Here is a 26,427-nt window from a genome sequence, read left to right as displayed (position 1 = left end):
TCTGCCTGTTTGGTGATACCCGGGCTGTTTGCGCCGTACGCCGCGAGGAGACAACAGGAGTACGGGTCTTTGCAGTTCAGCGGCCCGCAGCGGAGACACTCATTGCTTGGAAGGCTGTTGGTCATGGCCATAGCGCAGCCCGAGCGGGGCGGGCTGCTGCCCGATCGCCCGGGCACCGTCCGCGGCACGCTCGCCACCACCGCCTGCATGGAGACCCTGCAGGTCGGCTATCTGCACGCGGTCGCCGCCGCGGCGGGATGCTCGCTGTCCCAGCCCTTCCCCGACAACGGCATCGACTGGCACGTCAGCCACAGCGCGCCCGGACACACCGTCGACGACGAGGTCACCATCAAGGTGCAGCTGAAGTGCACCTACCAGATCCCGCCGAACCCCCCGGGCCGCACCTTCTCCTTCACCCTCGACAACGACCACCTGCGCAAGCTCGCCCGCACACCCGTCTCGGTGCACAAGATCCTGGTCGTGATGCTCGTCCCGCGCTCCCAGGACGACTGGCTGCGCGCCAGCCACGACCGGCTCGACCTGCGGCACTGCTGCTACTGGGTCAACCTCGCCGGCCACCCGGTCACCGGCCGGCACCGGACCACCGTGCGGATCCCGACCTCGCGCATCTTCGACGACCGGGCGCTGTGCGAGATCATGACGCGGGTCGGGACGGGAGGCAGACCATGAGGAGCCGTCCGTACGGGGAGCTGCCGCGCCAGGTCCGGCCGCATCCCGACGACCTCGCCCGGCAGCAGCCACCCGACCCCGCCCGGGTCGACCCGGCGGTGCTCGGCGCGCTGCTGCACCGGCACGGCTGGCAGCGGCGCGGCGGAGCGCCGGGGCGCTACGGCCGCTGGACCCCGCCCGGACCGGGTGCCGGCGCGACCAGCCTGCTGGTGCCGGAGAGCCGCGCCTTCCCCGACAGCGACGACCTGCTCGGCGAGGCACTCGACGCACTCGCCCGCAGCGAGACACCCGGGGCGCGCGAGGTGCTGATCTCCCTCGCCCTGCCCAGCGACGAGATCCGCTGGTGGCGCGATGCCCCGGCCGGGCCCGCCGGCGCCGCGCCCTGGAGTGCCGAGGAGCAACTGCGCGGCGCCGCACGGCAGACGCTTCTCGCCGCCGCGCTCGCCACGCGCGCGCCTGCGGGCTATCACGGTGCCCGTCACCGCCGTGCGGCCGCCGCCCTGCTGGAACACGTCCTCGTCGGGCCCGCCGCCGGGGGCCGCACCCTCACCGCCTTCGCGCCCGTCCCGGCCGGCCGGCCCCTCGCCGTCCGCCTCCACCAGGCGCTGTACGCCGCCCGTGAGGCCATCGACTACCGGCGGGCCACCGGCGGCATGGACGCCTTCGACGGCGCCGTCGAGGCCGGGGTCAGCCGCGAGCTGACCGAGGCGCTCGCCACGCTGGTCCGAGGCACCGAGGGCGCCCGGATCGCCGTCGCCTGGGCGCCCGGCGCCGGTGTCCCGGAGGGCTGCGCCCCCGTCGCCGAACCCGTCGAGTTCTCCCCGGGCGATCTGCCCGTGCTGCGCGAGGCCGCCGCCCGCTATCTGCGCGAGGAACCCTCGGTGCCGGTCCGGATCACCGGCGCCGTGGTCCGCATGCGCCGCTCCGGCCCCGGCGGCGAGGGGACCGTACGGCTGCGTGTCCTCGCCGGCGCCGAGGTCCCGCACGTCCGCGTCACCCTGGACGAGGAGGACTACCGCATCGCCGGCCACGCCCATCTCGTCGGCCTCCCGGTGCGCGTGCACGGGAGGCTGGAGCGCCGGGGCGGCTTCCGCCGGCTCACCGGAGCCTCCGGCGTCGTCCCCGTCCAGGTCGACGAGGGCGAGCGCGAGCGGCTGCTGAAGGCACTCCAGGGGACCGATGGGGACGGGGCCTTCTTCGAGGATGCCTGCGGGGAGGGGGGACCGGGAGAGTACGGGGACGGGGACCGAGGGTGACCGTTTAGCGGTCGGTGCGGTCGGGTCGGTACGATCGCCGTGCGCGCGCTCCTGGTATGGCGCCGCACCCACCTTCAGTCAGGAGAGACCGGTGTCAGACGTCCGTGTGATCATCCAACGCGATTCCGAGCGGGAAGAACGCGTGGTGACGACGGGCACTACGGCCGCCGACCTCTTCGCGGGCGAGCGCTCGATCATCGCCGCGCGCGTGGCCGGCGAGCTGAAGGACCTCGCCTACGCGGTCAGGGACGGCGAGACCGTCGAGGGTGTCGAGATCTCCTCCGAGGACGGTCTGAACATCCTGCGCCACTCGACCGCGCACGTCATGGCGCAGGCCGTGCAGGAGATCTTCCCCGAGGCGAAGCTGGGCATCGGCCCGCCCGTCAAGGACGGCTTCTACTACGACTTCGACGTCGAGAAGCCGTTCACGCCCGAGGATCTCAAGGCCATCGAGAAGAAGATGCAGGAGATCCAGAAGCGCGGGCAGAGGTTCGCCCGCCGCGTGGTGACCGACGAGGCCGCCCGCGAGGAGCTCGCGGACGAGCCGTACAAGCTGGAGCTGATCGGCCTCAAGGGCTCCGCGTCCAGCGACGACGGCGCGGACGTCGAGGTCGGCGCCGGTGAGCTGACGATCTACGACAACCTGGACGCCAAGACCGGCGAGCTGTGCTGGAAGGACCTCTGCCGCGGTCCGCACCTGCCCTCCACCCGCCTCATCCCGGCGTTCAAGCTGATGCGCAACGCGGCCGCCTACTGGCGCGGCAGCGAGAAGAACCCGATGCTCCAGCGCATCTACGGCACCGCCTGGCCGTCCAAGGACGAGCTGAAGGCGTACCTGGACTTCCTCGCCGAGGCCGAGAAGCGCGACCACCGCAAGCTCGGCTCCGAGCTGGACCTCTTCTCCATCCCCGAGCAGATCGGCTCCGGCCTGGCCGTCTTCCACCCCAAGGGCGGCATCGTCCGCCGCACGATGGAGGACTACTCGCGCCGCCGCCACGAGGAAGAGGGCTACGAGTTCGTCTACACCCCGCACGCCACGAAGGGGAAGCTCTTCGAGACGTCCGGGCACCTGGACTGGTACGCCGAGGGGATGTACCCCCCCATGCAGCTCGACGAGGGCGTGGACTACTACCTCAAGCCCATGAACTGCCCGATGCACAACCTGATCTTCGACGCGCGCGGCCGCTCCTACCGCGAACTGCCGCTGCGCCTCTTCGAGTTCGGGACGGTGTACCGGTACGAGAAGTCGGGCGTCGTGCACGGTCTGACCCGTGCCCGCGGCTTCACGCAGGACGACGCGCACATCTACTGCACCCGTGAGCAGATGTCCGAGGAGCTGGACAAGACGCTCACCTTCGTCCTCGGCCTGCTGCGCGACTACGGCCTGACCGACTTCTACCTGGAGCTGTCCACCAAGGACCCGGAGAAGTTCGTCGGCTCCGACGAGGTCTGGGAGGAGGCGACCGAGACGCTGCGCCAGGTCGCCGAGAAGCAGGGCCTGCCCCTCGTCCCCGACCCGGGCGGCGCCGCCTTCTACGGCCCGAAGATCTCCGTCCAGGCCAAGGATGCGATCGGCCGGACCTGGCAGATGTCGACCATCCAGCTCGACTTCAACCTGCCCGAGCGCTTCAACCTGGAGTACACGGGCCCCGACGGCTCCAAGCAGCGCCCGGTGATGATCCACCGCGCCCTGTTCGGCTCCATCGAACGGTTCTTCGCGGTGCTCCTGGAGCACTACGCGGGCGCCTTCCCGGCGTGGCTGGCCCCGGTCCAGGCGCTCGGCATCCCGATCGGTGACGCCCACGTCGAGTACCTGGAGAAGTTCGCGGCGGCGGCCCGCAGGAAGGGCCTGCGCGTCGAGGTGGACTCCTCCTCGGACCGCATGCAGAAGAAAATCCGCAACGCCCAGAAGCAGAAGGTGCCCTTCATGGTCATCGCGGGCGACGAGGATATGTCGAACAACTCGGTGTCCTTCCGCTACCGCGACGGCTCGCAGGAGAACGGCATCCCGTTCGACGAGGCCATCGCGAAGATCGCCCAGGTCGTCGAGGAGCGGGCCCAGGTCTGATCCGGCACCCGCCGCGCACGGAGGCCCCCGGGGAGTTTCACCGCCCCGGGGGCCTTTCGTCGCCCTCCCGGGAGAAGGACCGCATCAGCCAGGACGAGAACGAGCCCGTCACCGCGCCGAGCAGGGCGAGGCCGCCGGTCATCATCACCATCGCGATCAGCCGGCCGAAGAAGGTCACCGGCACCACGTCGCCGTAGCCGACCGTGCTGAGGGTCGAGGCGGCCCACCAGACGGCGTCCCCGAAGGTGTGCATGGTGGTGCCGGGCTTCCCGCGTTCCACCTGGTAGACCGCGAGGGCGCCGGCGAAGCCGAGCAGCAGGGCGGACAGCCCGGCGTACGAGATCACCCGCGCGTACAGCGAGAGCCGCGGCTGTCCCGACCGGTGCTGGACCGCTTCGTACAGCGGGACGATCCGCAGCGGGCGCAGCAGCGGCAGGACGAGCACCAGCGTGTGCAGCACATGCGTCGGCACGAAGCGCAGCCCCTGCCCGCTGAGCCGCCAGTGCACCGCGTAGTCCACGGCGGACACCGCCCAGAGGGCGAGCAGCAGGTACGTGCTCAGGTGCCGCCAGAACACGGGCAGGTCCGTGGCCAGGACGCGGGTGGCGTACACGGCCAGGAAGACCAGCGCCGCCACGAAGAGAGGGATCTCGGTGCGCTGCTCCCAGCGCGCCGCACGGCTGTCGTCGTCCACCGGCCCAGCTTGGCCGGACGGCGTCTCCCGGCTGCCCCGGCGACACGCCGGGAACGGGCGAAGCCATATGCTGCATGGCATGACGAGTGAGCCGGAGCAGCAGATCGGGGTGGGGACGCAGGACGCGTTCCAGCGTTTGTGGACGCCCCACCGGATGGCGTACATCCAGGGCGAGAACAAGCCGACCGGCCCGGGGGAGGGCGACGGCTGCCCGTTCTGCTCGCTCCCGGCGAAGTCCGACGAGGACGGGCTGATCGTCCGGCGTGGTGACCACGTGTACGCCGTGCTCAACCTCTACCCGTACAACGGCGGCCATCTGATGACCGTGCCGTACCGGCACGTGGCCGACTACACCGAGCTGACCGGTGCGGAGACCGCCGAGCTGGCCGAGCTGACCAAGCAGGCGATGACGGCCCTGCGCACCGCGTCCGGCGCGCACGGCTTCAACATCGGCATGAACCAGGGCACGGTCGCGGGCGCCGGTATCGCCGCCCACCTGCACCAGCACATCGTCCCGCGCTGGGGCGGTGATACGAACTTCATGCCGGTCGTCGGCCACACGAAGGTACTGCCGCAGCTGCTCGCCGACACCAGGAAGATGCTGGCGGAGGCCTGGCCGACGGCCTGAACCACCGGGTGCCCCTCCTCCGGCCTCCTCACGGTGGAGAAGGAGCGCGCCCTCACGCGTCGTACGTGTCGGCCTTCTTGGGCGAGGCATCCTGCACCGACCCGCTCAGGGCGCCCGCCCTCGAGCTGAACTTGTCGACGTCGACGTCGTGTTCCGCGAGCACCCTGATCACGGCCCGGTGCACCGCGCGGAGGATCGGGGTGGCCGCGCGCAGCGCGTCGTCGGCCATGAAGCGGTGCCGCCAGGGCTGATCGGCCCAGGCGTGCCGCAGACCGAAGGGCTCCGGCAGACCGATGGAGCCGCCGAGCCACTTCAGCAGCGGCGGGTACCAGCCGATGGCGGCCCGCGCGGCGAGCCGCACCACCTCGTCGGCGGTGACCAGCGGCAGCTTGATCGTCCGGGTCTCCCAGAACTTGACGGTCTTCGCGACCTTCTTGACGGGGGCCTCGGGCTTGCCGCTGAACAGGCCGTTGACCGGGCCGAGAGCGTGTCCGGTGACCTCGATGCGCAGGGTCTCCTTCAGCACCGTCACCGTGATCATCATGGTGAGGATCAGGTCGCCGTTCCACAGATGGGGCCACTGCACGCCCAGGTAGTGCCGGTCGCCGCTGTCGAACTGCTGGTTGTTGCAGATGTCCTCGACCGCCTTCGGCTTGACCTGGTAGGCCTCGACGTCCGTGCCCTCGGGCCGGGACACCTCCTTGGCGCCCTCGCCGACATGCGTGACGATCCAGTGCTTGACCTGCGGCTTGGGGAAGCCGCCGGTCTTCAGATGCTGCCGGTCCAGCACGCTCAGCTCGTCGTGGATCGCCCGGACGACCGTCCAGCTGCGGAACTCGTGGATGCCCTTGACCGCGTCGAGGGGGACCAGCTCCTCCGCGAGATGCCAGGCGCCCCAGCGGGTACCCATCCCGAGGATGCCCTTCGGACCTGCGTAGAAGACGGAGTTGGACTGCTGCTCGGCGCTGAGCCGGGCCAGGGACTGCCGCAGCTGCTCGGCCGCGGCCTGGTCCGGGCTGGTCGGCACCGCCTCGGGGACCTTCGCGCCGACGCTGCCGCCGGAGAGCAGATCGCCCCAGCGCCCGCGCAGGTCCTGCGCGGTGCCCTCGCAGATCCGCTTGGCCAGGAACCAGCCGGCGACCGGGACCACGGCGCAGCCGCGCGCGTACCACTGCCAGAAGCCGGTGAACGGCGTCCGGATCAGGAAGATCACCGTGCCGACGCCGACGACGGCCAGCAGGAGCGTGCCGAGGCCCGAGACCCGCTTGTTGTCGTTCTTCAGCATCAGGGCCCGGAGCTGGAAGACGAGCAGCCACACCAGCAGGCCGGGCAGGAAGAGCAGGCCGCACAGCACCATGAGGGCGGTCAGCTTCGTGTCCCGCTCCCGGCGGATGCGGTTGGCCGCGAGACAGTGCTCGACGACCACCTGCGGCTCGCAGCCGAAGGACTGGATGAGCGGCTTCCTGTCGACGCCCAGCATGCGGTCGATCACCGCCTGGGCGTACGCCTCACCGAAGTTGGGCCGGAAGATCTTCGCCCACGAGCGGTGCTCGGTGACCGTCGACTGGTGCCATTCGTTGTCGGCCTTCTTGATCTCCTCCATCGGCGTGTCCCGATACGCTGCCGAGGCCAGGGCGAAGGTCGGAGCCTGCTCACCGCCGCCCGGCCTGGGCACCTGTGGCCCGAAGAAGTCCTCGAAGCTCATTCCCGCCCCCACTTGCCGCCGTCCCGCTCCTGCGGCCTTCCCGACTTCCGTACTCCGCACACCTGTTGATCAGGTCATCAGCGTATCCTCAGCCACCGACATACGGGGGCGGACGGCCGAAGCCGTCCGCCCGATCGGGGTGCGCCCCGCCGTGAACTACACCGTCTCGTCCGCCAGTTCGCGGATCCGCTCGGCGATCTGCGGCGGCATCGGCTCGTGCCGGACGTAGCTCCGGTCGAAGCGGGCCGTGCCGTGGGAGAGCGAGCGCAGATCGACGGCGTACCGGCCGATCTCGAACTCGGGCACCTCGGCCCGGACCAGGGTCCGCCCGGCGCCGACCTGCTCGGTGCCGAGCACCCGGCCGCGCCGGCCCGACAGGTCGCTCATCACCGCGCCCACGTAGTCGTCGCCGACCAGCACCGACACCTCGGCCACCGGCTCCAGCAGATGGATCCTCGTGTCGGCCGCGGCCTCCCGCAGCGCGAGCGCGCCCGCCGTCTGGAAGGCGGCGTCGGAGGAGTCCACCGAGTGCGCCTTGCCGTCCAGCAGGGTGATCCGCACGTCCACCAGCGGATATCCGGCGGCGACACCCTTGGCGGCCTGCGCCCGTACGCCCTTCTCGACGGACGGGATGAACTGGCGCGGTACGGCGCCGCCGACCACCTTGTCCACGAACTCGATGCCCGAGCCGCCCGGCAGCGGCTCCACCTCGATCTCGCAGATCGCGTACTGCCCGTGCCCGCCGGACTGCTTCACGTGCCGCCCGCGCCCGGACGCCTTGTGCGCGAACGTCTCCCGGAGGGAGACCCGGTGCGGGACGACGTCGACCTGGACGCCGTAGCGGTTGCGCAGCCGCTCCAGGGCCACGTCCGCGTGGGCCTCGCCCAGGCACCACAGGACCACCTGGTGGGTGTCCTGGTTCTGCTCCAGACGCATCGTCGGATCCTCGGCGACCAGCCGGGCAAGGCCCTGGGAGAGCTTGTCCTCGTCGGGCTTGCTGTGTGCCTGGATGGCGAGCGGCAGCAGCGGGTCGGGCATCCGCCAGGGCTCCATCAGCAGCGGGTCGTCCTTCGCGGAGAGCGTGTCCCCGGTCTCGGCGCGGCCCAGCTTGGCCACGCACACCAGGTCACCGGCGACGGCGTGGGTCACCGGGCGCTGCTGTTTGCCGAAGGGCATCGACAGGGCGCCGACCTTCTCGTCGACGTCGTGGTCCTCGTGCCCGCGGTCGGCCAGCCCGTGCCCGGAGACGTGCACCGTCTGGTCGGGGCGCAGGGTGCCGGAGAAGACGCGGACGAGGGAGACGCGGCCGACGTAGGGGTCGGAGGCGGTCTTGACGACCTCGGCGACCAGGGGGCCGTCGGTGTCGCACGGCGTCAGCTCGCGCCGTTTGCCGTCGATGGTGCTGACCTCGGGCAGCGCGTGCTCGAACGGAGTCGGACAGCCGCCGGTCACCAGCTCCAGCAGCTCGACCGTGCCGAGCCCCTGCTTCGCGCCCTCGGCGGCGGGGGCGGCCGCCAGGACGGGGAAGAACGAGCCGCGGGCGACGGCCCGCTCCAGGTCGTCGATCAGGGTCTTGACGTCGATCCGCTCACCACCGAGATAGCGGTCCATGAGGGTCTCGTCCTCGCTCTCGGCGATGATCCCCTCGATGAGCCGGTTGCGGGCCTCCTCGATGTCCGGCAGCTGGTCCGCACCGGGTTCGGACTCCTTGCGCTCCCCGGTCGTGTAGTCGAACAGCTTCTGCGTCAGCAGCCCGACCAGCCCGGTCACGGGCGCGTGCCCGTCGGGTCCCTCCGGGCCGCGCAGCGGCAGGTACAGCGGCAGCACGGCGTCGGGGTCGTCCCCGCCGAAGGCCTCCGCGCAGGTCCGGGTCATCTCCTCGAAGTCCGCGCGCGCGGACTCCAGGTGCGTGATCACGATCGCGCGGGGCATGCCGACGGCAGCGCACTCCTCCCAGACCATCCGGGTCGAGCCGTCCACCCCGTCCGAGGCGGAGACGACGAAGAGGGCCGCGTCCGCCGCCCGCAGACCGGCCCGCAGCTCCCCGACGAAGTCGGCGTACCCGGGGGTGTCGAGGAGGTTGATCTTGATGCCGTTCCATTCGACGGGCACCAGCGAGAGCTGTACGGAGCGTTGCTGCCGGTGCTCGATCTCGTCGTAGTCCGAGACGGTGCCGCCGTCCTCGACGCGGCCCGCCCGGTTCACCGCCCCCGTGGTCAGCGCGAGAGCCTCCACCAGGGTCGTCTTCCCCGAACCGGAGTGGCCGACCAGCACCACGTTCCGTACGGACGCGGGCCGGTCGGCCTCAAGAGCCCTGCCGGCGGCCCCGGGGTGGTGTGCTTGTGCCTTGTCGCCCATGATCCTGCCTCCCGTGCACGGTGAGGTCACTGTGGGCGCGGACACGCGGGATCCGCGTGTGGTGGCGGCTCCGGCGACGCCCGCGGTTATTCGAGCTTTCCACTCCCGTCACGTCGCGTCCATACGAAGGACGGCCGCGGAGGCCGATCGTGCCACGCACGCCCCGCGCACGGCGGTGCACGCCGGTTCGCGCCACGGGCTGCGGGTGCCCGCCCGCCGGGCACGCGCGCGCGTGACTACGATGGGCCAGCCGGAGGCCACCGGGGCCGCGGCGACACCGACCGTCGGGAAGGCCATGCTGAACAAGTACGCGCGTGCATTCTTCACGCGTGTCCTCACACCGTTCGCCGCGTTTCTCATCCGGCGGGGGGTGAGCCCCGACACGGTCACGCTCATCGGCACGGCCGGTGTGGTGGCGGGCGCGCTGGTCTTCTACCCCAGGGGCGAGTTCTTCTGGGGCACGGTCGCCATCACCCTGTTCGTCTTCTCCGACCTGGTCGACGGCAACATGGCCCGCCAGCTGGGCCGCACCAGCCGCTGGGGCGCCTTCCTGGACTCCACTCTGGACCGGGTCGCCGACGGCGCGATCTTCGGCGGCTTCGCGCTCTGGTACGCGGGCAACGGGAACGACAACGTCCTGTGCGCCGTCTCGATCTTCTGCCTGGCCAGCGGCCAGGTGGTGTCGTACACCAAGGCGCGCGGCGAGTCGATCGGGCTGCCGGTCGCCGTCAACGGGCTGGTCGAGCGCGCCGAGCGGCTGGTGATCTCGCTGGTCGCGGCCGGTCTCGCGGGCCTGCACACGTTCGGTGTGCCGGGCGTCCAGTGGCTGCTGCCGGTCGCCCTGTGGATCGTCGCCGCCGGCAGCCTGGTCACCCTGGTCCAGCGGGTCGTCACCGTCCGCCGCGAGTCCGCCGAGGCGGAGGCGGCGGCCGGGCACGACACCACCGAGGCGGCGAAGTGAGCACCGCCGACCGGCTCAGCGACGCGCTGTACGGCCTCGGCTGGAGCACCGTCAAGAAGCTCCCCGAACCGGCCGCGGTCCGGCTCGGCCGCGCCCTCGCCGACCTCACCTGGAAGCAGCGCGGCAAGGGCGTCCAGCGGCTGGAGAGCAACTACGCGCGCGTGGTGCCCGGCGCCACGCCGGAGCGCCTCGCCGAGCTGTCCCGCGCGGGCATGCGCTCGTACCTGCGCTACTGGATGGAGTCCTTCCGGCTGCCGGCCTGGAGCCGCGAGCGCGTGCGGACCGGGTTCGACCCCAAGGACATCCACCACCTCACCGACGGCCTCGCCTCCGGCCGGGGCGTGGTCCTCGCGCTGCCGCACATGGCCAACTACGACCTGGCCGGCGCCTGGGTCACCACGAAGCTGGAGACGCCGTTCACGACGGTCGCCGAGCGGCTGAAGCCCGAGACGCTCTACGACCGTTTCGTCGCCTACCGCGAGGGCCTCGGCATGGAGGTACTGCCGCACAGCGGCGGCTCGGCGTTCGGCACCCTGGCCCGGCGGCTGCGCGACGGCGGCCTGGTCTGCCTGGTCGCCGACCGTGACCTGTCCGCCTCCGGCGTCGAGGTCGACTTCTTCGGCGAGCGCACCCGGATGCCCGCGGGCCCGGCCCTACTCGCCCAGCAGACCGGCGCGCTGCTGCTGCCGGTCACCCTCTGGTACGACGAATCGCCGATCATGAAGGGGCAGGTGCATCCCCCGATAGAGGTACCCGAGTCAGGCACGCGCGCGGAGAAGACGTCCGTGATGACACAGGCGCTGGCCGACGCCTTCGCCACCGGGATCGCCGACCATCCGGAGGACTGGCACATGCTCCAGCGCTTGTGGCTCGCCGACCTCGACCCGGCGAAGGGGCCGTCGTGAGAATCGGGATCGTCTGCCCGTACTCCTGGGACGTGCCCGGGGGCGTCCAGTTCCACATCCGCGACCTCGCCGAGTACTTCATCCGGCTCGGCCACGAGGTGTCCGTGCTCGCCCCGGCCGACGACGACACCCCGCTGCCGCAGTACGTCGTCTCGGCCGGCCGCGCGGTCCCGGTGCCCTACAACGGTTCCGTGGCCCGGCTGAACTTCGGCTTCCTGTCGGCCGCGCGCGTACGGCGCTGGCTGCACGAGGGCAACTTCGACGTGGTCCACATCCACGAACCGACCTCGCCCTCGCTCGGGCTGCTGACCTGCTGGGCGGCGCAGGGCCCGATCGTCGCGACCTTCCACACCTCCAACCCGCGCTCGCGCGCGATGATCGCCGCGTACTCCATCCTGCAGGCCGCGCTGGAGAAGATCAGCGCGCGGATCGCGGTCAGCGAGTACGCCCGGCGCACCCTGGTCGAGCACCTCGGCGGGGACGCGGTGGTCATCCCCAACGGCGTCGACGTGGAATTCTTCGCCAAGGCCGAGCCGAAGCCGGAGTGGCAGGGCGACACGATCGGCTTCATCGGCCGCATCGACGAGCCCCGCAAGGGCCTGCCGGTCCTGATGAAGGCCCTGCCGGGCATCCTGGCGGCCCGCCCGCGGACCCGCCTGCTCGTCGCCGGGCGGGGCGACGAGGAAGCGGCCGTGGAGGACCTCCCGGAGGAGGCACGCGCGCGCGTGGAGTTCCTCGGCATGATCAGCGACGAGGACAAGGCGCGTCTCCTGCGCAGTGTCGACCTGTACGTCGCGCCGAACACCGGGGGCGAGAGCTTCGGCATCATCCTGGTCGAGGCGATGTCGGCGGGCGCCCCCGTCCTCGCCTCCGACCTGGACGCCTTCGTCCAGGTCCTCGACCAGGGCGAGGCGGGCGCGGTGTTCGCCAACGAGAACGCCGACGCGCTCGCCGAGGCGGCCGTACGGCTGCTGTCGGACCCGGCCCGTCTGGCGGAGCTGCGCGAGCGGGGCAGCGCCCACGTCCGGCGCTTCGACTGGTCGACGGTCGGCGCGGACATCCTGTCGGTGTACGAGACCGTGACGGCCGGCGCGGCGGCGGTCGCGGCGGACGAGCGCACGACGGGACTGCGGGCGCGGTTCGGGCTGGCGCGGGACTGACGGTTCCGGCCGGTCGGAGACGGGCACCGAGGGCGTCGGTGCGCAGCCGATAGCCTTCCGGCGTGACCCCAACCCTCATCTGGATCCTCGTCGTCCTCGTCGCGATCGGCGTGTACCTCAGCTGGACGGCCGGGCGGCTGGACCGGCTGCACGTGCGGATGGACGCCGCGCGGGCCGCCCTGGACGCCCAGTTGCTGCGGCGGGCCTCCGTGACCCAGGAGCTGGCCACCTCCGGTGTGCTGGACCCGGCCGCCTCGATCGTGCTGTACGAGGCGGCGCACGCGTCCCGGCAGGCCGAGGAGGAGCAGCGCGAGGTCGCGGAGAGCGAGCTGAGCCAGGCGCTGCGCGCGGTCTTCGCCGACCCGGCCCAGGTGGAGGCCGTACGGGAGGCCCCGGGCGGCGAGGCGGCGGCCCATGAGCTGGCCGAGGCCGTGCGCCGGGTCCCGATGGCCCGCCGCTTCCACAACGACGCCGTGGGCGCCGCGCGCAGGCTCCGCGAACACCGCAAGGTCCGCTGGTTCCGCCTCGCCGGCCACGCCCCGTTCCCACTGGCCTTCGAGATGGACGACGAGCCGCCCGCGGCCCTCGTGGAGCGCGACGCCTGAGCACGCCGGCTGAACCCCGGGTGAACCAAAAGGATCCACCGGCTTCCCATTGGCCCTTGCTGTGGCCTGGTCCATTCGCGTTTCCTCGGTGGGGCAGCAACCCTCTTCCCTTCAGTGAGGTCACCCGTGTCCACCACCGAGAACCAGGCTCCCGAGACCGGCACCGCGCGCGTGAAGCGCGGCATGGCCGAGCAGCTCAAGGGCGGCGTGATCATGGACGTCGTCACGCCGGAGCAGGCGAAGATCGCCGAGGACGCGGGCGCGGTCGCCGTCATGGCGCTGGAGCGGGTCCCGGCCGACATCCGCAAGGACGGCGGCGTGGCCCGCATGTCCGACCCGGACATGATCGAGGGCATCATCGACGCCGTCTCCATCCCGGTCATGGCCAAGTCCCGCATCGGTCACTTCGTCGAGGCCCAGGTCCTCCAGTCCCTCGGTGTCGACTACATCGACGAGTCCGAGGTCCTGACCCCGGCCGACGAGGTCAACCACTCCGACAAGTGGGCCTTCACGACGCCGTTCGTCTGTGGTGCCACCAACCTGGGCGAGGCCCTGCGCCGTATCGCCGAGGGTGCCGCGATGATCCGCTCCAAGGGCGAGGCCGGCACCGGCAACGTCGTCGAGGCCGTCCGCCACCTGCGCCAGATCAAGGGTGAGATCGCCAAGCTGCGCGGCTGCGACAACAACGAGATCTACGCCGCCGCCAAGGAGCTGCGCGCCCCGTTCGAGCTGGTCAAGGAGGTCGCCGAGCTCGGCAAGCTCCCGGTGGTCCTCTTCTCCGCCGGCGGCGTGGCCACCCCGGCCGACGCGGCCCTGATGCGCCAGCTCGGCGCCGAGGGCGTCTTCGTCGGCTCCGGCATCTTCAAGTCCGGCGACCCGGCCAAGCGCGCCGCCGCCATCGTGAAGGCCACGACCTTCTACGACGACCCGAAGATCATCGCGGACGCCTCCCGCAACCTCGGCGAGGCCATGGTCGGCATCAACTGCGACACCCTCCCCGAGGCCGAGCGCTACGCGAACCGCGGCTGGTAAGGCACCGACACACATGAACACCCCCGTCATAGGCGTCCTGGCACTCCAGGGCGACGTACGGGAGCACCTCATCGCCCTGGCCGCGGCAGACGCCGTGGCCAGGCCGGTGCGGCGCCCCGAGGAACTCGCCGAGGTCGACGCCCTCGTGCTGCCCGGCGGCGAGTCCACCACCATCTCCAAGCTGGCCGTCCTCTTCGGAGTGATGGAGCCCCTCCGCGCGCGCGTGCGGGACGGCATGCCCGTCTACGGCACCTGCGCGGGCATGATCATGCTCGCCGACAAGATCCTCGACCCCCGCTCGGGCCAGGAGACCATCGGCGGCATCGACATGATCGTGCGCCGCAACGCCTTCGGCCGCCAGAACGAGTCCTTCGAGGCCGCGGTCGACGTGCGGGGCATCGCGGGCGATCCTGTGGAGGGCGTCTTCATCCGCGCTCCCTGGGTGGAGTCGGTGGGCGCCGGTGCCGAGGTGCTCGCCGAGCACGACGGCCACATCGTCGCCGTCCGCCAGGGCAACGTGCTCGCCACGTCGTTCCACCCGGAACTGACCGGCGACCACCGCGTGCACTCCCTGTTCGTGGACATGGTGCGCGCGAACCGTACGGCCGAGTCCTTGTAGGATCTCTGGCGTTCGTTATGTAGAGGGTTACGCGAAGGAGACAGGCAGATGTCCGGCCACTCTAAATGGGCTACGACGAAGCACAAGAAGGCCGTGATCGACGCCAAGCGCGGCAAGCTCTTCGCGAAGCTGATCAAGAACATCGAGGTCGCCGCTCGCATGGGCGGCGTCGACCTCGACGGCAACCCGACGCTCTACGACGCCGTCCAGAAGGCGAAGAAGCAGTCGGTCCCGAACAAGAACATCGACTCCGCGATCAAGCGCGGTGGCGGTCTCGAGGCCGGCGGCGCCGACTACGAGACGATCATGTACGAGGGGTACGGGCCGAACGGCGTCGCGGTGCTCATCGAGTGCCTCACCGACAACCGTAACCGCGCCGCCTCGGACGTCCGCGTCGCGATGACCCGCAACGGCGGCAACATGGCGGACCCGGGCTCGGTGTCGTACCTGTTCAACCGCAAGGGTGTCGTGATCGTCCCCAAGGGCGAGCTGACCGAGGACGACGTGCTCGGCGCCGTGCTGGACGCGGGCGCCGAGGAGGTCAACGACCTCGGCGAGTCCTTCGAGGTGCTCAGCGAGGCCACCGACCTGGTCGCGGTCCGCACCGCCCTCCAGGACGCCGGGATCGACTACGACTCCGCCGAGGCCAACTTCGTCCCGACCATGCAGGTCGAGCTGGACGAGGAGGGCGCCAAGAAGATCTTCAAGCTGATCGACGCCCTGGAGGACAGCGACGACGTGCAGAACGTCTTCGCCAACTTCGACGTCAGCGACGAGGTCATGGAGAAGGTCGACGCGTAAGCGCCGCCGCGGGCTTCACCGGCCTCGCAGGTTTCACGGGCCGACGGGACACCCCGTCGGCCCGTCGCCGTACCGGGCGCCGGTGCGGGGCGTTGTCAGTGGCAACCGATAGCCTGCACAAACAGCTGATCGAGTCGGCGGAGGGAGGGGGCGCGGTGCGCGTACTGGGGGTGGACCCCGGGCTGACCCGGTGCGGTGTCGGCGTCGTCGAGGGGGTCGCGGGCCGTCCGCTCACCATGGCCGGCGTGGGCGTCGTACGCACGCCCGCGGACGCGGATCCGAGCCACCGGCTGCTCGCCGTCGAAGAGGGCATCGAGCAGTGGCTGGACGCGTACCGGCCCGAGTGCGTCGCCGTCGAGCGCGTCTTCAGCCAGCACAACGTGCGCACCGTGATGGGCACCGCCCAGGCCAGCGCCGTCGCCATGCTGTGCGCCGCCCGCCGCGGCATCCCCGTCGCCCTGCACACCCCGAGCGAGGTCAAGGCGGCCGTCACCGGCAGCGGACGGGCCGACAAGGCGCAGGTCGGCGCCATGGTCACCCGACTGCTCCGGCTCGCCGCGCCGCCGAAGCCGGCCGACGCCGCCGACGCCCTCGCGCTCGCCATCTGCCACATCTGGCGCGCCCCCGCACAGAACCGGCTCCAGCAGGCGGTCGCCCGCCACTCCGTCCACGCGCCAAGAACCCAGGCAACGAAAGGCCGTACGGCATGATCGCCTTCGTCAGCGGCACGGTCGCCGCGCTCGCCCCCGACGCCGCGGTCGTCGAGGTCGGCGGCGTCGGTATGGCCGTCCAGTGCACGCCGAACACCCTGTCCACGCTCCGCACGGGCCAGCCCGCCAAGCTGCACACCTCCCTCGTGGTCCGCGAGGACTCGCTGACCCTGTACGGCTTCGCCGCCGACGACGAGCGCCAGGTCTTCGAGCTGCTCCAGACCGCGAGCGGTGTCGGCCCGCGGCTGGCCCAGGCGATGCTCGCCGTGCACACCCCGGACGCGCTGCGCCGTGCCGTGGCCACCGGTGACGAGAAGGCCCTGACCGCCGTCCCCGGCATCGGCAAGAAGGGCGCGCAGAAGCTGTTGCTGGAGCTGAAGGACCGGCTCGGCGAGCCGATCGGCGCCCCCGCGGTCGGCGCGCCGGTCACCCAGGGCTGGCGCGACCAGCTGCACGCGGCCCTCATCGGCCTCGGCTACGCCACCCGCGAGGCCGACGAGGCCGTCGCCGCCGTGGCCCCGCAGGCCGAGGCCGCGGGCGGCGCCCCGCAGGTCGGCCTGCTGCTGAAGTCCGCCCTCCAGACCCTGAACCGCGCCCGCTGACCCACGGCGCCGACCCACGACGATCGAGGCACACGCATATGAACTGGGACGACACCACCGACACCCCCGCCCCCGAGCGGCTGGTCGGTGCGTCCGCCGACGGGGAGGACCAGGCCGTCGAGGCCGCCCTGCGCCCGAAGGACCTCGGTGAGTTCATCGGCCAGGAGAAGGTCCGCGAACAGCTCGACCTCGTGCTGCGCGCCGCACGCGCGCGTGGAGCCACCGCCGACCACGTGCTGCTCTCCGGCGCGCCCGGCCTCGGCAAGACCACGCTGTCGATGATCATCGCGGCCGAGATGGGCGCCCCCATCCGCATCACCTCGGGTCCCGCCATCCAGCATGCCGGCGACCTCGCGGCGATCCTCTCCTCCCTCCAGGAGGGCGAGGTCCTCTTCCTCGACGAGATCCACCGCATGTCCCGGCCCGCCGAGGAGATGCTCTACATGGCGATGGAGGACTTCCGCGTCGACGTCATCGTCGGCAAGGGCCCCGGCGCCACCGCCATCCCGCTCGAACTGCCCCCCTTCACCCTGGTCGGCGCCACCACGCGCGCGGGCCTGCTGCCGCCCCCGCTGCGCGACCGCTTCGGTTTCACCGCGCACATGGAGTTCTACGAGCCGCGCGAGCTGGAGCGCGTCGTGCACCGCTCGGCCGGTCTGCTCGACGTGGAGATCGAGCCGGACGGCGCCGCCGAGATCGCCGGGCGCTCCCGCGGGACGCCCCGCATCGCCAACCGCCTGCTGCGCCGCGTCCGCGACTACGCCCAGGTCAAGGCGGACGGCCTGATCACGCGGGAGATCGCCGGGGCCGCCCTCGCCGTGTACGAGGTCGACGCGCGCGGCCTCGACCGGCTGGACCGCGCCGTGCTCGAAGCCCTGCTGAAGCTGTTCGGCGGCGGCCCGGTCGGGCTGTCCACCCTCGCCGTCGCGGTGGGGGAGGAGCGGGAGACCGTCGAAGAGGTCGCCGAGCCGTTCCTGGTCCGGGAGGGTCTGCTCGCCCGCACCCCGCGCGGCCGGGTCGCCACGCCCGCCGCCTGGGCGCACCTCGGCCTGACCCCGCCGCGCGGGCCGGCCGGGGGAAAGGGACAACAGGACCTGTTCGGGACCTGACGCCCCGCTGACGGCGCCGCCGGGGCGCCGTAGGGGCTGTGCACTCGGTGACGGCGGGAGCACGGCGAGGGCATTGTGGCCGTGGCAGGAACCCAGGTGCCATGCTGAGCGTTGTTCCATGCACGCGGACTCGCTTAGACTCCGCCGATGCCGCCCTTGTGGGTGGCGCCGACCACACCCCCGTCAACAGGCCGCTCTCCGTCGCGGTCGCGCGAAGGAAATTCCGTCCCGTGAATGCCTTTACCCTTCTCCCTTTCATCGTGCTCATCGCGGCCATGTTCCTGATGACACGTTCGGCCAAGAAGAAGCAGCAGCAGGCCGCCAGCATGCGGAACGAGATGCAGCCCGGCTCCGGTGTCCGCACGATCGGGGGGATGTACGCGACGGTCAAGGAGGTCCATGAGGACACGGTCCTCCTCGACGCCGGTCCCGGTGTCGAGCTCCTCTTCGCCAAGAACGCGATCGGCGCCGTCCTCACCGACGACGAGTACAACCGCATCGTCCACGGCATCGAGCACGACCTGAAGTCCGACGCCGACATCGTCCCGGACGACGTGTCCTCTCTCACCGAGACCGACGAGGCCGACTCGCCCGCTGCCGCCGCCTCCGACGACAAGGCCGTCGACCTCGGTAAGAAGGACGTTGCCGAGGAAGGCACCGAGGCGGCCGAGGCCGCCGAGGCCAAGGCCGACGACGAGCCGAAGAAGACCGACGGCGACTCCGACGCGAAGTAGTCACGCCCCGGTGGTGCGCCACACGGCATAGTCACGCCGCGCACCACCGGGCGCGTCTGTTTCACGGGAGCCCGACACCATGTCATGGCCGACCGCGCCGACCGGGCGCGGGACGGCCCGAGAGGGAGTACGAGAAGGTGGCAGCACCTAAGAGGGGCCGGAGCGCGAGCGCCCAGAGCAAGCCAGGGCGCTCGCTGGCCCTCATCCTGATCGCCATCGTGGCGCTCACCGGAGGCATGTTCCTGTCCGGGAACACCACTCCGCGTCTCGGCATCGACCTCGCCGGTGGTACGAGCATCACGCTCAAGGCGAAGGCCGACCAGGGGTCCGCGATCAACAAGGCCAATATGGACACCGCGGTCGACATCATGAACCGCCGCGTCAACGGCCTCGGCGTCTCCGAAGCGGAGGTGCAGACCCAGGGGAACGACAACATCATCGTCAACATCCCCAAGGGCACCAACTCCAAGGAGGCCCAGCAGCAGGTCGGCACCACGGCCAAGCTGTACTTCCGGCCGGTCCTGGCCAGCGAGCCCAGCGCCGCCACGCCGAGCCCCTCGCCGAGCACGTCCTCCAGCGGCGGCTCCTCGCCGAAGCCGGGCGCGAGCGCCAGCCCCTCCGCGAGCTCCTCGTCGAAGGAGAAGGCCTCCTCCGGCTCCTCCGCGTCCCCGACGTCCTCCGCGACCTCCCAGGGCCGCGCCGTCACCGACGCGCTGAAGGCCGGCTCCACTCCCCCGCCCAGCACGTCCGCCTCCGGCAGCCCCAAGGCGTCGGCCACTCCCTCGGCCACCCCCTCCGCCTCGGCGAGCGGCGCCGCCGCGGACGCCGCCAAGCTCCAGGCCCGGTACGCGGCGCTGAACTGCACCAAGCCCGCGGACCGCGCCAACGCCGGCAAGAACGCCAAGCCGGGCGACCCCACTCTGGCCTGCGGCCAGATCCGCGGCACCTGGTACAAGTACGTGCTCGGCCCGGTCGCCGTGGACGGCACCGAGGTCTCGAAGGCGCAGGCCGTCTTCGACACCCAGGGCGCCTCCGGCTGGCAGGTGCAGATGACCTTCACCTCCAGCGGTTCCAAGAAGTTCGCGAACGTCACCGGCACGCTGGCCAAGAACCAGTCCCCGCAGAACGAGTTCGCCATCGTGCTGGACGGCGACGTCGTCTCCAGCCCGTTCGTGCAGTCGGCCATCACCGGCGGCCAGGCGGAGATCTCCGGCAGCTTCACCCAGCAGGAGGCCCAGAGCCTCGCCAACATGCTGTCCTACGGCGCCCTGCCGCTGTCCTTCCAGGAGCAGTCGGTCACGACCGTCACCGCCGCCCTCGGCGGTGAGCAGCTGCACGCCGGTCTGCTCGCCGGTGCGATCGGTCTCGCGCTGGTCGTGCTCTACCTGGTGGTCTACTACCGCGGTCTGTCGCTCGTCGCGATGGCCTCGCTGCTGGTCTCCGCGATCCTCACCTACGTGATCATGTCGCTGCTCGGCCCGGCCATCCACTTCGCGCTGAACCTGCCGGCCGTCTGCGGTGCCATCGTCGCCATCGGTATCACCGCCGACTCGTTCATCGTGTTCTTCGAACGCATCCGGGACGAGATCCGCGAGGGCCGCTCGCTGCGCCCCGCCGTCGAGCGGGCCTGGCCGCGCGCCCGGCGCACCATCCTCGTCTCCGACTTCGTGTCGTTCCTCGCCGCCGCCGTCCTGTTCATCGTCACCGTCGGCAAGGTGCAGGGCTTCGCCTTCACGCTCGGCCTGACCACCGTGCTCGACGTCGTGGTGGTCTTCTTCTTCACCAAGCCGCTGATGACGCTCCTCGCACGCCGCACGTTCTTCGCGAGCGGTCACAAGTGGTCCGGTCTCGACCCCAAGGGCCTGGGGGCCAAGCCGCCCCTGCGCCGTACCCGCCGTCCCGCCGGTCCCGCCGCCGGCTCTGTCGACCCGAAGGAGGCCTGAGCGATGTCGAAACTCGGTAACCTCGGCGCTCGACTGCACCGCGGCGAGATCTCGTACGACTTCGTCGGCAAGCGCAAGATCTGGTACGGCGTCTCCATCCTGATCACCATCACGGCCATCCTCGGCCTGGCGGTGCGCGGGCTGAACATGAGCATCGACTTCCAGGGCGGCGCGGTCTTCACCACGCCGACCGGGATGAGCACGTCCGTCGCCCAGGCGGAGACGTACGCCCATGACGCCTCCGGGCGGGAAGCCGTCGTCCAGAAGCTCGGCAACGGCAGCCTGCGCATCCAGGTCGCCGGCATCGACACCGGCAAGGCCGACCAGATCAAGACGAAGCTGGCCGACGACCTGAAGATCAACCCCGAGAAGCTCGCCGCCGACCTGGTCGGCCCGAGCTGGGGCCAGGAGATCGCCAACAAGGCCTGGGAGGGCCTGGCGATCTTCATGGTGCTCGTGGTGATCTACCTGGCGATCGCCTTCGAGTGGCGCATGGCGGTCGCGGCCCTCGTCGCGCTGATCCACGACATCACCATCACGACCGGCATCTACGCCCTCGTCGGCTTCCAGGTCTCGCCCGGCACGGTCATCGGTCTGCTCACCATCCTCGGTTACTCGCTCTACGACACGGTCGTCGTCTTCGACAGCCTCAAGGAGCAGACGAAGGACATCACCAAGCAGACCCGCTTCACCTACAGCGACATCGCCAACCAGTCGATCAACGGCACCCTGGTCCGCTCCGTCAACACCACGGTCGTCGCCCTGCTGCCGGTCGCCGGCCTGCTGTTCATCGGTGGCGGCTTCCTCGGCGCCGGTGACCTCAACGACATCTCGCTGTCGCTGTTCGTCGGCCTCGCGGCCGGTGCCTACTCCTCGATCTTCATCGCCACGCCGCTCGTCGCCGACCTCAAGGAGCGCGAGCCCGCGATGAAGGCCCTCAGGAAGCGGGTCCTGGCCAAGCGCGCCCAGGCCGCCGCCGAGGAGGACCTCGCGGCCGACCGCGCCGCCGGGGCGGACGACGACTCCGAGGACACCCCGGCCGTCGTGGGTCCCCGCAACCAGCCCGCGTCCCGCACCCGCGGCCGCGGCCGATCCTCCGGGAAGCGACGATGACCGACATTCAGGAACTGCTGCTCAGCCGTATCCGCGACGTCGCCGACTACCCCGAGCCGGGCGTGATGTTCAAGGACATCACACCGCTCCTCGCGGACCCGGCCGCCTTCACGGCGCTCACGGACGCGCTGGCCGAGATCGCGGCCGACACCGGCGCGACCAAGATCGTCGGCCTGGAGGCCCGGGGCTTCATCCTCGGCGCCCCGGTCGCCGTCCGCGCGGGCCTCGGCTTCATCCCGGTCCGCAAGGCGGGCAAGCTGCCCGGCGCGACCCTGCGCCAGGCCTACGACCTGGAGTACGGCTCGGCCGAGATCGAGGTGCACGCCGAGGACCTGACCGCCGGCGACCGCGTCCTGATCGTGGACGACGTCCTCGCGACCGGCGGTACGGCGGAGGCGGCGATCCACCTCATCCAGCGGGCCGGCGCCCAGGTCTCGGGTCTGGCGGTCCTCATGGAGCTGGGCTTCCTCGGCGCCCGCGCCCGCCTGGCGCCGACGCTCGCGGGGGCCCCGCTGGAGGCACTGCTCCAGGTCTGACAGGCCCTGCCCCGTTCGTCGTACGGCCGTCCCGGCACCGCTCCGGGACGGCCGTACGCATGCGGCGGGCGCCCGCGACGACCACGTTCCGGTCACCCTGCGCACGCCCCCCGCACACCCGCGATCCACCTCCCGGAATCCAGCGCCGGCCTCCGTTGTTTGCCTGGTAGACGGTCCTCACAGCCGACTGAAGGCGATGACCAGCCGCAGGATCGCTACCATGGGGTCTCCGGAGCCTGACCGGGGGACCCGGATCGCGCACGAGGAGTCCTCTTGCCAGACGAGGCCCAGCCACTGACCGCCGCCAAGCCCGAGCCCGCCTCGGCGCCCGCGGCCAAGCCCGCGCCGCACGCGTCCGACGCGAAGAACGACACCCGCGGGCCGATCGAGCACGCCCAGTCCGCGCCCGTCGAGAAGGCTGCCGAGGCCACCCGTCCCAAGCCGGCCCCGCCCGAGCGTCCGGTGCAGCCGCCCGTGGTGCGCCAGCCCGCCGTGCAGAGCGCGCGCACCGGCTCCTCCAACCGCGTCCGCGCCCGCCTGGCCCGCCTCGGCGTCCAGCGCGCCAACCCGTACAACCCGGTCCTGGAGCCGCTGCTGCGGATAGTGCGCAGCAACGACCCCAAGATCGAGAACGCCACACTCCGGCAGATCGAGCGCGCCTACCAGGTCGCCGAGCGTTGGCACCGCGGCCAGAAGCGCAAGAGCGGCGACCCGTACATCACGCACCCCCTCGCCGTGACCACGATCCTCGCGGAGCTGGGCATGGACCCGGCCACGCTGATGGCCGGCCTGCTGCACGACACCGTTGAGGACACCGAGTACGGCCTGGAGGACCTGCGCCGCGACTTCGGCGACGTGGTCACGCTGCTCGTCGACGGCGTCACCAAGCTGGACAAGGTCAAGTTCGGCGAGGCCGCGCAGGCCGAGACCGTGCGCAAGATGGTCGTGGCGATGGCCAAGGACCCGCGCGTCCTGGTCATCAAGCTCGCCGACCGCCTGCACAACATGCGCACCATGCGCTACCTCAAGCGCGAGAAGCAGGAGAAGAAGGCGCGCGAGACGCTGGAGATCTACGCTCCGCTCGCCCATCGCCTCGGCATGAACACCATCAAGTGGGAGCTGGAGGACCTCGCGTTCGCGATCCTCTACCCCAAGATGTACGACGAGATCGTGCGTCTGGTGGCCGAGCGGGCGCCGAAGCGCGACGAATACCTCGCGATAGTGACCGACGAGGTCCAGGCCGACCTGCGCGCCGCCCGCATCAAGGCGACCGTCACCGGCCGCCCGAAGCACTACTACAGCGTCTACCAGAAGATGATCGTCCGCGGCCGTGACTTCGCGGAGATCTACGACCTGGTGGGCATTCGTGTCCTGGTCGACACGGTCCGCGACTGCTACGCGGCCCTCGGCACCGTGCACGCGCGATGGAACCCGGTCCCGGGCCGGTTCAAGGACTACATCGCGATGCCCAAGTTCAACATGTACCAGTCGCTGCACACGACGGTCATCGGACCCAACGGCAAGCCGGTCGAGCTGCAGATCCGCACCTTCGACATGCACCGCCGCGCCGAGTACGGCATCGCCGCGCACTGGAAGTACAAGCAGGAGGCCGTGGCCGGCGCCTCCAAGGTGCGCACCGACGTGCCCAAGGCCGGCAAGGGCAAGGACGACCACCTCAACGACATGGCGTGGCTGCGGCAGTTGCTGGACTGGCAGAAGGAGACCGAGGACCCCGGCGAGTTCCTGGAGTCCCTGCGCTTCGACCTGTCCCGCAACGAGGTCTTCGTCTTCACCCCCAAGGGCGACGTCATAGCGCTCCCGGCCGGGGCCACCCCGGTCGACTTCGCGTACGCCGTCCACACCGAGGTCGGCCACCGCACCATAGGAGCACGGGTCAACGGCAGGCTCGTACCGCTCGAATCCACTCTGGACAACGGCGACTTGGTGGAGGTCTTCACCTCCAAGGCACCGGGCGCCGCGCCGTCCCGCGACTGGCTGGGCTTCGTCAAGTCGCCCCGCGCCCGCAACAAGATCCGCGCCTGGTTCTCCAAGGAGCGCCGGGACGAGGCGATCGAGCAGGGCAAGGACGCCATCGTCCGGGCGATGCGCAAGCAGAACCTGCCGATCCAGCGCATCCTCACCGGCGACTCCCTGGTCACGCTCGCGCACGAGATGCGCTACTCCGACATCTCCGCGCTGTACGCGGCCATCGGCGAGGGGCATGTCTCCGCGCAGAACATCGTGCAGAAGCTCGTCCAGGCCCTCGGCGGCGAGGAGGCGGCCACCGAGGAGATCGACGAGGCGGTCCCGCCGTCCCGCAGCCGCGGCCGCAAGCGCCGCTCCAGCGCCGACCCGGGTGTCGTCGTCAAGGGCGTCGACGACGTGTGGGTCAAGCTGGCCCGCTGCTGCACCCCCGTGCCCGGCGACCCGATCATCGGCTTCGTCACGCGCGGCAGCGGCGTATCGGTGCACCGCAGCGACTGCGTCAACGTCGAGTCGCTCTCGCGTGAACCGGAGCGCATCCTCGACGTCGAGTGGGCGCCCACCCAGTCCTCGGTGTTCCTGGTCGCCATACAGGTCGAGGCACTGGACCGCTCCCGGCTGCTGTCGGACGTCACGCGCGTCCTGTCCGACCAGCACGTCAACATCCTCTCCGCGGCCGTCCAGACCTCCCGCGACCGGGTGGCCACCTCCCGGTTCACCTTCGAGATGGGCGACCCGAAGCACCTCGGCCACGTCCTGAAGGCCGTACGGGGCGTGGAGGGCGTGTACGACGTGTACCGCGTGACGTCGGGACGCAGCAGGTCGTAGCCGGCCGGTCGTCGTCACGATCACGGATTCACGAATTCGCGGGTTTGCGGATTCACCGACAGACGAAAGGGCCCCGTACGCGCGTACGGGGCCCTTTCACGTTAAGCAGCGGGGATTCAGCCGCCGAACTCCTGGAGGCCCTTCAGGGCCTGGTCCAGGAGCGCCTGGCGGCCCTCCAGCTCACGCTCCAGCTTGTCGGCCTTGGAGCTGTTGCCCTGGGCGCGGGCCTGCTCGATCTGCGCCTTCAGCTTGTCGACGGCGGCCTGGAGCTGACCGGTCAGCCCCGCGGCACGCGCGCGTGCCTCCGGGTTCGTCCGGCGCCACTCGGTCTCCTCGGCGTCCTGGATCGCCCGCTCGACGGCGTGCATCCGGCCCTCGACCTTCGGCCGCGCGTCCCGCGGGACATGGCCGATGGCCTCCCAGCGCTCGTTGATCGAGCGGAACGCGGCCCGCACGGACTTCAGGTCGCCGATCGGCAGGAGCTTCTCGGCCTCCCCGGCCAGCTCCTCCTTCAGCTTCAGGTTCTCGGACTGCTCCGCGTCCCGCTCGGCGAACACCGAGCTGCGGGCGGCGAAGAAGACGTCCTGGGCGCCGCGGAAGCGGTTCCACAGGTCGTCCTCGTGCTCGCGCTGGGCGCGGCCCGCGGCCTTCCACTCCGCCATCAGCTCGCGGTAGCGGGCCGCCGTCGGACCCCAGTCCGTCGACCCCGACAGCGCCTCGGCCTCGGCGACCAGCCGTTCCTTGGTCTGGCGGGCCTCCTCGCGCTGCGCGTCCAGCTGCGCGAAGTGCGCCTTGCGCCGCTTGGAGAACGCCGACCGCGCGTGCGAGAAGCGATGCCACAGCTCGTCGTCGGACTTGCGGTCCAGACGCGGCAGGCCCTTCCAGGTGTCCACCAGGGACCGCAGCCGCTCACCGGCGGCCCGCCACTGGTCGGACTGTGCCAGCTGCTCCGCCTCGACGACCAGGTCCTCCTTGGCCTTGCGGGCCTCGTCGGACTGCTTGGCACGCTGCTGCTTGCGCTCCTCGCGACGCGACTCGACGGTCTTCACGAGCTTGTCCAGCCGCTCGCGCAGGGCGGCCAGGTCGCCGACCGCGTGGTGCGCGTCCACCTGCTCGCGCAGGTGGTCGATCGCGGTCTGGGCGTCCTTCGCCGACAGGTCGGTGGTCTGCACTCGCTTCTCGAGGAGGCCGATCTCGACAACCAGGCCCTCGTACTTGCGCTCGAAGTAGGCAAGCGCCTCCTCAGGGGAGCCTGCCGCCCAGGAACCGACGACCTGCTCGCCGTCGGCCGTACGCACGTACACGGTCCCCGTCTCGTCGACGCGGCCCCACGGGTCGCTGCTCACAGCGCCTCCTCCACATGATGCCTGGCGGGGGGTTCGGGCCC

The 26,427-nt window shown here is 71.1% G+C and carries 23 protein-coding genes; 19 read left to right on the top strand and 4 right to left on the bottom strand.

The window, feature by feature from the left end; genetic code table 11:
• The first annotated feature begins 123 nt into the window (after window positions 1-123).
• From BIV23_RS13085 to thrS, 3 genes are all read left to right on the top strand, one after another.
• Entirely contained in the window at window positions 124-690 is a 567-nt protein-coding gene (locus tag BIV23_RS13085) for a DUF4365 domain-containing protein (RefSeq protein WP_071380984.1), read from the top strand.
• The gene (locus tag BIV23_RS13080) at window positions 687-1,946 is read left to right on the top strand and encodes a hypothetical protein (protein WP_071380983.1); all 1,260 of its coding nucleotides are present in this window, start codon (window positions 687-689) and stop codon (window positions 1,944-1,946) included. The genes BIV23_RS13085 and BIV23_RS13080 overlap by 4 nt, the downstream gene beginning before the upstream one ends.
• A gap of 91 nt (window positions 1,947-2,037) precedes the next feature.
• Window positions 2,038-4,014, top strand: coding sequence for a threonine--tRNA ligase (gene thrS, locus BIV23_RS13075; RefSeq protein ID WP_071380982.1), 1,977 nt, complete (start codon window positions 2,038-2,040; stop codon window positions 4,012-4,014).
• Between the two features lie 37 nt (window positions 4,015-4,051).
• On the opposite strand, the gene BIV23_RS13070 is transcribed toward thrS, so the two are convergent.
• Entirely contained in the window at window positions 4,052-4,708 is a 657-nt protein-coding gene (locus BIV23_RS13070) for a potassium channel family protein (RefSeq protein ID WP_071380981.1), read from the bottom strand.
• 67 nt (window positions 4,709-4,775) lie between these two features.
• Between BIV23_RS13070 and BIV23_RS13065 the strand changes: the two genes are divergently transcribed.
• On the top strand, window positions 4,776-5,336 hold the full coding sequence (locus BIV23_RS13065) for an HIT family protein (RefSeq protein ID WP_071380980.1): 561 nt from the start codon (window positions 4,776-4,778) through the stop codon (window positions 5,334-5,336).
• Between the two features lie 52 nt (window positions 5,337-5,388).
• Here the strand turns inward: BIV23_RS13065 and BIV23_RS13060 are convergent, their stop codons facing one another.
• Window positions 5,389-7,041: a hypothetical protein gene (locus tag BIV23_RS13060; protein ID WP_071380979.1), complete on the bottom strand. Its 1,653-nt coding sequence runs from the start codon at window positions 7,039-7,041 to the stop codon at window positions 5,389-5,391.
• A gap of 156 nt (window positions 7,042-7,197) precedes the next feature.
• Window positions 7,198-9,399, bottom strand: coding sequence for an elongation factor G-like protein EF-G2 (locus tag BIV23_RS13055; RefSeq protein ID WP_071380978.1), 2,202 nt, complete (start codon window positions 9,397-9,399; stop codon window positions 7,198-7,200).
• Window positions 9,400-9,640: 241 nt separating this feature from the next.
• On the opposite strand from BIV23_RS13055, the gene pgsA reads away from it, so the two are divergent.
• The 15 genes from pgsA (at window position 9,641) to relA (ending at window position 25,040) form a co-directional block, all read left to right on the top strand.
• Window positions 9,641-10,360, top strand: coding sequence for a phosphatidylinositol phosphate synthase (pgsA, locus tag BIV23_RS13050; protein ID WP_071380977.1), 720 nt, complete (start codon window positions 9,641-9,643; stop codon window positions 10,358-10,360).
• Complete coding sequence (locus BIV23_RS13045; RefSeq protein ID WP_071380976.1) at window positions 10,357-11,265, top strand: phosphatidylinositol mannoside acyltransferase; 909 nt, start codon at window positions 10,357-10,359, stop codon at window positions 11,263-11,265. The genes pgsA and BIV23_RS13045 overlap by 4 nt, the downstream gene beginning before the upstream one ends.
• Window positions 11,262-12,425 carry a glycosyltransferase family 4 protein gene (locus BIV23_RS13040; RefSeq protein WP_071380975.1) on the top strand — a complete coding sequence of 388 codons (1,164 nt, stop codon included), beginning with the start codon at window positions 11,262-11,264 and terminating at the stop codon, window positions 12,423-12,425. Before BIV23_RS13045 ends, BIV23_RS13040 begins: the two co-directional genes overlap by 4 nt.
• Before the next feature lie 62 nt (window positions 12,426-12,487).
• Entirely contained in the window at window positions 12,488-13,030 is a 543-nt protein-coding gene (locus tag BIV23_RS13035) for a LemA family protein (protein WP_071380974.1), read from the top strand.
• A gap of 126 nt (window positions 13,031-13,156) precedes the next feature.
• Complete coding sequence (gene pdxS / locus BIV23_RS13030) at window positions 13,157-14,062, top strand: pyridoxal 5'-phosphate synthase lyase subunit PdxS (protein ID WP_071378264.1); 906 nt, start codon at window positions 13,157-13,159, stop codon at window positions 14,060-14,062.
• 13 nt (window positions 14,063-14,075) lie between these two features.
• Complete coding sequence (pdxT, locus tag BIV23_RS13025) at window positions 14,076-14,681, top strand: pyridoxal 5'-phosphate synthase glutaminase subunit PdxT (protein WP_071380973.1); 606 nt, start codon at window positions 14,076-14,078, stop codon at window positions 14,679-14,681.
• Between the two features lie 48 nt (window positions 14,682-14,729).
• Window positions 14,730-15,482, top strand: coding sequence for a YebC/PmpR family DNA-binding transcriptional regulator (locus tag BIV23_RS13020; RefSeq protein WP_071380972.1), 753 nt, complete (start codon window positions 14,730-14,732; stop codon window positions 15,480-15,482).
• 155 nt (window positions 15,483-15,637) lie between these two features.
• Window positions 15,638-16,192: a crossover junction endodeoxyribonuclease RuvC gene (gene ruvC, locus BIV23_RS13015; RefSeq protein WP_071380971.1), complete on the top strand. Its 555-nt coding sequence runs from the start codon at window positions 15,638-15,640 to the stop codon at window positions 16,190-16,192.
• A complete protein-coding gene (ruvA, locus tag BIV23_RS13010; protein ID WP_071380970.1) occupies window positions 16,189-16,794 on the top strand; it encodes a Holliday junction branch migration protein RuvA in 606 nt (201 codons plus the stop codon). Before ruvC ends, ruvA begins: the two co-directional genes overlap by 4 nt.
• A 38-nt stretch (window positions 16,795-16,832) precedes the next feature.
• A complete protein-coding gene (gene ruvB, locus BIV23_RS13005; RefSeq protein WP_071380969.1) occupies window positions 16,833-17,903 on the top strand; it encodes a Holliday junction branch migration DNA helicase RuvB in 1,071 nt (356 codons plus the stop codon).
• A gap of 230 nt (window positions 17,904-18,133) precedes the next feature.
• A complete protein-coding gene (gene yajC / locus BIV23_RS13000; protein WP_071380968.1) occupies window positions 18,134-18,637 on the top strand; it encodes a preprotein translocase subunit YajC in 504 nt (167 codons plus the stop codon).
• 137 nt (window positions 18,638-18,774) lie between these two features.
• Window positions 18,775-20,580: a protein translocase subunit SecD gene (gene secD / locus BIV23_RS12995; protein WP_177239879.1), complete on the top strand. Its 1,806-nt coding sequence runs from the start codon at window positions 18,775-18,777 to the stop codon at window positions 20,578-20,580.
• A gap of 3 nt (window positions 20,581-20,583) precedes the next feature.
• Window positions 20,584-21,693, top strand: coding sequence for a protein translocase subunit SecF (gene secF / locus BIV23_RS12990; protein ID WP_071380966.1), 1,110 nt, complete (start codon window positions 20,584-20,586; stop codon window positions 21,691-21,693).
• On the top strand, window positions 21,690-22,229 hold the full coding sequence (locus BIV23_RS12985; protein WP_071380965.1) for an adenine phosphoribosyltransferase: 540 nt from the start codon (window positions 21,690-21,692) through the stop codon (window positions 22,227-22,229). Before secF ends, BIV23_RS12985 begins: the two co-directional genes overlap by 4 nt.
• Window positions 22,230-22,502: 273 nt before the next feature.
• Window positions 22,503-25,040, top strand: a complete 2,538-nt coding sequence (gene relA, locus BIV23_RS12980) for a GTP pyrophosphokinase (RefSeq protein ID WP_071380964.1) — start codon at window positions 22,503-22,505, stop codon at window positions 25,038-25,040.
• A gap of 116 nt (window positions 25,041-25,156) precedes the next feature.
• On the opposite strand, the gene BIV23_RS12975 is transcribed toward relA, so the two are convergent.
• Window positions 25,157-26,386: a DUF349 domain-containing protein gene (locus BIV23_RS12975; protein ID WP_071380963.1), complete on the bottom strand. Its 1,230-nt coding sequence runs from the start codon at window positions 26,384-26,386 to the stop codon at window positions 25,157-25,159.
• Between the last annotated feature and the right edge of the window lie 41 nt (window positions 26,387-26,427).

The organism is Streptomyces monashensis (genome assembly GCF_001866665.1).
Classification (GTDB): domain Bacteria; phylum Actinomycetota; class Actinomycetes; order Streptomycetales; family Streptomycetaceae; genus Streptomyces; species Streptomyces monashensis.
The sequence above is the reverse complement of the archived record's forward strand: the minus strand, read 5'-3'. Positions and strand labels throughout refer to the sequence as shown.